Origin of the sequence: Thermogemmatispora sp., assembly GCF_019683755.1 — a bacterium.
Taxonomy (GTDB): Bacteria; Chloroflexota; Ktedonobacteria; order Ktedonobacterales; family Ktedonobacteraceae; genus Thermogemmatispora.
Map to the genome: position 1 here is coordinate 1 of NZ_JADGHT010000305.1, position 5,709 is coordinate 5,709.

Consider the following 5,709-nt stretch of genomic DNA (forward strand, 5'->3'; position numbering starts at 1 on the left):
TCCCCTCTGCAACCGGCAGAGCTGCCTCTCATACGGTAGCACGAGCCGAAACCTTTCAGTATCCTCGTGCGGATCGTCCCCTCTGCAACCGCGCCCAACGAAAGCGGACCCGGGATACTTCTTTCATAGTCTATAACGATCGAGGCCCCATTTTTTGGCGCTGAGAGCCTCGTTTTTCTCTGTCCCCCGGCCCAAAAATCTATCGGATTACGACCTTTCTCGAAACTCGTTTTTTGCAACGCGCAAGGGGCGAGTTTCGAGAAAGCACGAATAAACATAGCCATATTCTACAAGCATGACATGCACAGATTCGTCAAAATACGGTCAGAATCCACCGTCTTTCTGCGCGGCCCGCTGAGAGTTTCGAAAGCGGCCCTCACAGAGGCCATCACGCGGGGGATCTGGCGACCCCATCCCACTTTCCCACCTCACACCCCACCATCACCCACTCGCCCACTCACCCACTCACCACCTACCGACCCACAGCCCAGACCAGTCCGCAGGCGGCCCGCGCCGACCAAACCAGGCCCCTGCGCCAGACAGCCCGTGGAGCCGGCGACGAAGAGCGCGACGCGCGGGTGACCGCCACCGAGGAGAACAGCCAGTCAGCCAGACAAAGAGACAAGCTGACTGGCAGGAGCAAGACAGGGGAGGTCACCAGGTCAAGTGGCCCGCCAGTCAGAGAGTCAGGCCCAGAGGAAACCAGAGCCGAGGAGCAAGCCGCCGCGGCGCAGCAGCCACAGCCAAAAACAAAAGAGCCGTCGCCTGGCCACCACCCACAGCCATCCGATCCCCCTTCCACCAGGCGTCACGGCCCCGGCGCCGCGGCCAGACCAGCCTCAGCGAGCCGGCTCCTGGGCCTGCCGGCGCAGGCGCTGGCGCAGCCGCCACCACAGCACCAGACAGAGCAGCAGCGCCTCCGCCGAAGCCGAGCCAGACAGACTCAGCGACACCGCCAGAATCTGCTGCTCGCCCGACAGCCAGACGAACAGCCCCACCATCAGCGCCACCCGCGTCAGCAACGCAAAAACATTCGTCAACAAAGGAGTACGTGCATCCTTCAGCGCATAAAAACTGCGCGCCACCACATCCCCCACGCAGACCCCCGGCAGGCCCACCACATAGCCGACCAGCGCCAGATTCGTCAACCAGGCCGAATGCTCATCAAAGGCCCCGTGGCGGAAGACCACATCGATCACCAACAGCCCCAGCCCGCCCAAAGCCAGGGCCGACAGCACACTCAGCGCCAGCGACGACCCAATCACCTGCCCGAACAAGCGGCGCAAGCGCCCATAGCGGCCCTCCAGCTCCAGGCGCGCCATACGTGGCAGCGCCGCCTGCCCGATGGCCTGAGCAATCAACGACACCGGCAAATAAAACAACATATAAGCATTATGCAGCGCCGCCAGGCTGGCCAGATCCGGCAGAAAGGAGGTCACCGTCGTCTCCACAATCGAACTCACATAAGCCACCGCCACCGCCAGCATACTCGGAATAAAGAGCGCCATCACCTCGCGCAAGCCCGGATAGCGCAGATTCCAGGCGAAGACATAGCGTCCCCCCTGCTGCCAGAGAGCCGGAAGCTGAACCACAATCTGCAGCGCCGCCGCCAACAACACCCCCAACGTCGGCCCATAAATCCCCACTCCCGGCACCACCAGCGCCACCACCAGGCCTGCAATCAAGCCCACATTATAGATGGCCGTCGCCAGCGCCGGCAGCAAAAACTGCTCACGGCTACTCAGAATCGCCGTCACAATCGTCCCCAGGCCGAGCAACAGCGGCTGAATCAACATAATGCGCGTCAAGCGGATCGTCAACGCCTGCACCGCCGGCGGATAGCCCGGCACCAAAATATGGACCACGAAGGCCGGAGCCAGCAAGCAGCCTAGCAGCAGCAGAACCGTCAGCGCCACCAACAAGACATTGAAGACCAGGCTAGCCAGATACCAGGCCTCGCGCTGATCGCCCCGGCGCTGATAAGCCACAAAGACCGGGATAAAGGCCTGAGTCAGGGCCCCCCCGGCCACCAGATTAAAGAGCGTATCAGGCAAGCGATAAGCCGCATAATAGGCATTGGCCTCCGGTCCCGTCCCGAAGAGGGCATTAAAGAGCGCCTGGCGCACCACCCCCAACCCCTTCGAAGCCAGAATCCCCAGCATCAACAACAGCGCCGCCTCCACCACCGAGAAGCGGCGCACAGTCAGACCCCGGCCCGGGCGCAAGCGAGCCAGACTGAACGGCAAGCGCAGACCCCCCAGCGACCAACCTGCGGCCTCTTCCGCCGCATCCTCCTCCCCGGCCACCCCCTCAGCCAGCGCTGGCGTCTCGCTCACCGCGCTACCCGTTGTCGGATCAACCAAACGTGGTGCACTCTCAGGAATGGGAGCCTCCTTCTCGACAGCTAGATCTTCTCCATCGCCTCTGCTCTGGCGTACAGAGGAGATTATACCAGCCAGGGACGGCGGCGAGCAGAGCACCCTCAAAAAAGTACTCCCGACCAGAGCCGCGCCAGGCAGCCGCGCGCCCTCCAGGCCAAGAGGCCGCCCGTGCGGTGCCCGCCCGGCGGCCACCACCCCCACAAAAAAAGGCTGTCCGTCGGAGAACGGCCAGCCTCAGTAGCGTTACCTGGAAAAAACCAGAGCCAACGAACCAGGAACAAAGAGAAGGAAGTAAGATCGCCAACAGCCCTGTGCGCCCTCACCCCAGCCCAGCGCACAAGGCCTTAGCCAGCAGCGTAGAGCTACGCCTGAGCCTGCGTCTGAGCGCTCTTCGGGCGCCGGCGGCTAATCGAACCACCCTTACGCCCGGCGGCCTGGGCCTCCTCACTGGTCCACTTATGCGCCGTGCCCAGCGCATGAGCGGCCTTCCCGCCCTTACTGGCAATCTCGCGCTTCTTCTCTGGACTCATCGAAGCGAAACCACGACCTCGACCTTTCTGATTCTGCATGCTGTGCTCTCCTTCTTCTCCTTTTTCTTTCTTTCTTCGTCTTCTGCTTAAAATGCCCGAAAGGTTGCTGTTATCTACACGCAAAGGCCACTCACAGCGCACCTGCTGTGACGGGCTTACGTGCCTCCTGCCTTGCAGCAGTCGGGGTGCATTCCCTACTGTTAGGATAACAGGCACATGGGGAGAAGAACAAGTCAACAATACGCCTCTACCAAAAAGTTTCAGCTTTCTTTAAGGTTAGCCAGAAGATGTCAACCAGGCACAGACCGGCGAGCGCCGCGAGCCAGCGCAGCGCTGAGGCAGAGAGAGGGCAGCCCAACCCTGAGCGCGCCGGAGGTCGGCGAGCCGGCAGCAAGACAGGGAGAGAGAGCAAGCAGCTCTAAGCGCACAAAGCAGACTGGATGAGATTACCAGCGGGCACCATCAAGGCGGGAGCGACCAGACAGTGATGCCAGATCGAGTCAGGGGGGAGCGCCGAGGGCGGCGCTCTAAACAGATGATACGTTCCTTTCTATGCTTCTTACGACGCCTGATGCTCGGAAGAACGCTGAGGCTGTGACTGTTGAGTCAGATCGCGGATCAACCGCACAACATCATCGATAGCAAACGGCTTCTCAAGCAGCTTCACCTGCAACCCCTGGACCTCCTCATCTTCTGGCTCAGTCAGGGTAGCGGCGGTAGTCAAAATAATGGGAAGCGAGCGATACTGAGGGAGAGTGCGGACCTGTTGGATCACCTCAATCCCCGAGACCGGGCCGGGCAAGCGCCAATCAACGATGAGGAGATCGGGCGAAGGAGCCTGATCTTGCGCGGCACCCCGAAGCGCCTTCAGGCATTCCTCAGCAGTAGGGTAAACAGTGACGCTATAGCCCTCGTCCTGCAGGACGAGCAGGAGTAGCTCCTGAATAGCGGAATCATCTTCTAGCAGGCTAATATGCATGGCCTCGTCCCTACCTTGTTGAGTCTCACTATCATTTCAGCCACACTATATCAAACTGGACTATATTTCGCAAGTAGGAACCGGGGCCATAGCGAGCCTGCGGTGCAGGCCCAGCGGCGCATCGAAGGCACGCTTCTGGCTGGGGCCAGGGCCTGTGAGAGCATAGCGAGCGAGCGAGCGAACGAACGAGCAAGTGAGCTAACCGGCGCGGCCTGCCGCCCTGGAGAGAGCGGACGCCAGCGGCAGCGTAAAAGTCACGCGTGTTCCCTGGCCGCAGCGGCTCCGCAACTGGATACGTCCGCCCATAGCCTCCACCAGCCGGCGCGTAATATAGAGGCCCAGGCCCACGCCGGGCACACAGCCGCAGCTCTGCTGTTCCAGGCGGCTAAAGGGGCGGAAGAGGCGCGCCTGCTGCTCCGGAGCGATACCGATCCCCTGATCGCAGACACTGACCTGCAGCATCGCCTTCCCATCGGCCTGCTGGCCATGCAGGAGGCCGGCCTCAATCGTGATGACGCCCCCGGCGGGAGAATATTTCACTGCATTTTCGAGCAAATTGGTAAGGACCTGCTGCACGCGGTCGGCATCGGCCCAGACGGGGGGGAGCGGCTCCACGAAGCGGCAGCGAAAGACATACTTGCCGGGGGCCTCGCGCTCCACACGCTGGCGGATCAGCTCAACGCAGCGCTGGCAGAGAGGAGCGATATCCAGCGGGGAGCAGCGCAGAGCAAGATGGTTGGCATGAATGCGCGACACATCGAGCAAATCGCCGGCCAGAGCCTCCAGATGATTGACCTGCTCGAGAATCACTTCGAGATAATGGCGCTGGAGTTCCTCCGTCAGCCCATCGCTGCCCTTGCGGCCCTGGCTGGCGGGGCCGTAGGCCTGGAGTAAGCTGGCATAGCCCTTAATCGCCGTCAGAGGAGTGCGCAACTCATGGCTGACCATCGAAATAAACTCATACTTCAACTGATCCAGCTCTGAGGGCGGAGCCAGCCGGTAGTGTCTTCCCTCGGGGCTGGGGCCAGCCTCCTCTGCGGGCGAGCGGCGAGCCAGCGAGAGGCGTCGCAACTGCTGTTCCAGCTCGCGAGCCAGGCGTGACAGCAGAGCCGTCAGCAGCCGGCACTCGCCAGCCGTGAAGGCGCCCGGTCGCTCATCGAAGAGCAAGAGGCTTCCGAGGATGCCCGCCGGGCGCTCCAGCGGAGCCACGGCCACAGAGCCGATGGCCAGCGCGCCGCGCAAGGCCGGGCCGGCCTCGCACCAGTGGACGCGTCCGCGCTGAGCGGCAATATCCAGCAGAGCGCGCACCTGCTCATAGCGCAACAGCGCGCGCAGCGTCTCCTGACTGCAGCCATAGCAGGCGAGATAGCTAGCGGAGACGGGGACAAAGACATCGAGCAGAGGATGACGGACCGACTCATCGGGGCACCCGAGCAGCAGGCCTGCCGCCTGGCAATCGACCAGCTCGCGGGCGCGCTGAGCCAGGCGCCGGGCCAGGGCCTGCCAGTCTCTCTCGGCTGTCATGCTACCTTCCCTCCCGCTTACACCACGTGACTCCCAGAGTTTCCCTTTTAGTATATGCTCCCTCACAACAAGCGGGGCGCCTGTCATGCCTGCTCGTCGCCGGCCCAGCGGTAGCGTGGCGGTGGATGTCACTGGCAGCCGGGGCAGGAGGGCAGCGCGCGAACCGGGGGCGAGGCGGGCAGGCAAGCAGCGGGGTTGCTCAGCCTCTGCCATCTCTGGAGCCTTCTATGGCCGGGCGGCGGGGCCGGCCCGGGCCCCCGGCCGAACAGATCATAACCTCAGTGAACCACATACA

At 62.6% G+C, this 5,709-nt stretch carries 4 protein-coding genes; all 4 read right to left on the reverse strand.

Annotation, left to right across the window (positions count from 1 at the left end):
* Positions 1-839: 839 nt before the first annotated feature.
* Entirely contained in the window at positions 840-2,363 is a 1,524-nt protein-coding gene (murJ, locus tag IRZ24_RS15975) for a murein biosynthesis integral membrane protein MurJ (protein WP_297166148.1), read from the reverse strand.
* Positions 2,364-2,743: 380 nt separating this feature from the next.
* Positions 2,744-2,950, reverse strand: coding sequence for a KGG domain-containing protein (locus IRZ24_RS15980; RefSeq protein ID WP_297166151.1), 207 nt, complete (start codon positions 2,948-2,950; stop codon positions 2,744-2,746).
* 520 nt (positions 2,951-3,470) lie between these two features.
* Positions 3,471-3,890, reverse strand: coding sequence for a response regulator (locus IRZ24_RS15985; protein ID WP_297166153.1), 420 nt, complete (start codon positions 3,888-3,890; stop codon positions 3,471-3,473).
* 198 nt (positions 3,891-4,088) lie between these two features.
* Positions 4,089-5,414, reverse strand: a complete 1,326-nt coding sequence (locus tag IRZ24_RS15990) for a GAF domain-containing sensor histidine kinase (RefSeq protein ID WP_297166156.1) — start codon at positions 5,412-5,414, stop codon at positions 4,089-4,091.
* Positions 5,415-5,709 lie beyond the last annotated feature (295 nt).